The organism is Hungatella effluvii (assembly GCF_003201875.1).
Taxonomy (GTDB): Bacteria; Bacillota; Clostridia; order Lachnospirales; family Lachnospiraceae; genus Hungatella; species Hungatella effluvii.
Genome location: NZ_QJKD01000044.1, coordinates 1 through 1,851 on the forward strand (window position 1 = coordinate 1; position 1,851 = coordinate 1,851).

Annotated in this window: 1 protein-coding gene; it reads left to right on the forward strand. The window is 46.9% G+C overall.

All coding sequences use genetic code 11. The annotated features are described in order from the left end of the window. Window positions 1-28 precede the first annotated feature (28 nt). The gene (locus tag DFR60_RS30100; RefSeq protein ID WP_110326988.1) at window positions 29-1,756 is read left to right on the forward strand and encodes an IS1634 family transposase; all 1,728 of its coding nucleotides are present in this window, start codon (window positions 29-31) and stop codon (window positions 1,754-1,756) included. Window positions 1,757-1,851 lie beyond the last annotated feature (95 nt).

Consider the following 1,851-nt stretch of genomic DNA (forward strand, 5'->3'; position numbering starts at 1 on the left):
TGCTATAATGGTGTTGAGGTGATTATTTATGCGGGTTACTACATCCAGATCAAAAAACTCAGAATCCTTTTACATTACCAAATCCTATACGAATGCCCAAGGAAAAAGCACTTCTAAGACCATACGCAAGCTTGGCACTCTGGCCGAGCTCTCAAGACGTCTCGGCACCGACCGGGCTGGTGTTATGGCATGGGCTAATGAAGAAGCACGCCTTGAAACCCTGAAATACAAGAGCGAGACTGAGGGGGCGGCTGTCATGGTCCCATTCCATCCGAATAGGCCTATGGATTACAACAAGCAAAAGCTTTTTGGCGGCGGCTACCTCTTCCTCCAGTCTGTTTACTATAAACTTAAGATGGATTCCGTTTGCAGGAAGATCAAGGGCCGTTACAAGTTTGAGTATGACTTAAACGCCATCCTTTCCGATCTGGTTTATACCAGAGTCTTGGACCCTTCCAGCAAAAGGTCCTCCTTCAGGGCTGCAAAACAGTTTCTGGAGGCACCGGCTTATGAACTTCATGACGTATACCGTGCACTTTCTGTCCTCGCCAAAGAGCTTGACTTTATCCAGGCGGAAGTATTTAAAAACAGTTTTTTTCTAGGCGGCAGAAACGACAGGATCCTTTATTATGACTGCTCAAACTACTATTTCGAGATTGAGCAGGAAGACGGGGACCGGAGGTATGGGAAAAGCAAGGAGCACAGACCCAATCCGATTATCCAGATGGGGCTTTTCACCGACGGGGACGGGATCCCGTTAGCCTTCTCGCTTTTCCCCGGCAACCAGAATGAGCAGAAATCCCTGAAGCCCTTGGAATCTCAAATCCTCCAGCAGTTCGGGTGCGAGAAATTCATCTATTGCAGCGATGCTGGACTCGCCTCAGAAGACAACAGGGTATTGAATCATTTAGGACAGCGGTCATTCATTGTCACGCAGTCCATCAAAAAGCTTCCGGCTGAGGATCGTGAATGGGCTCTGGATATGAAAGGTTTTAAACGCCTGTCTGATGACGCGCCAGTGGATATCACACAGCTGACAGAGGATGACCGGCAGAACCTTTTTTATAAAGATGAGCCGTACACAACGAAAAAACTCCACCAAAGGCTGATCATTACGTATTCCCCTAAATATGCGGCATACCAAAAAGCGGTCCGTGGGGAACAGGTTGTCCGTGCTGAAAAGATGGTTGCTGATGGCGCTTTAAAAAGGCAGCGGAAAAACCCAAATGACCCGGCAAGGTTTGTAAACAGGATTGCAGTGACGGAAGAAGGGGAAAAGGCAAAGGTACATTACTTCCTTGACCAAGAAAAGATTGCCGAAGAGGAAAAATATGACGGCGTTTATGCCATCTGTACAGACCTCCTGGATGATGATGTGACAGATATCCTGAAAGTCAGCGAAGGCAGATGGCAGATCGAGGACTGCTTCAGGACCATGAAAACAGATTTTGAGGCAAGACCGGCCTACCTTTCCCGTGAGGACCGCATAAAAGCCCACTTCCTCACATGCTTTCTTGGGTTATTGCATTTCAGGCTGCTGCAGCGCTCCCTGAAGGGCACATATACCACCGAACAGCTGCTCCAAGCACTGAAGGACATACGTTTTGCTGATATAGAAGAACAGGGCTTTATGCCGGTATATGAACGACAGAAAATAACGGACGAGCTACATGAGGCATGTGGCTTCCGGACAGACTACCAGTTTTTAACAAAACGCAAGATGAAAGAAATCCAGAAAAAAAGTAAGAACAGATAAAACATTACTATATTTCGTGAAGAGAGTACAAAGTGCCACAAGCCCAGTATTTCAAAGGGGTTGTGGCACTTATACGTTCATTCATGTGTCAAAGA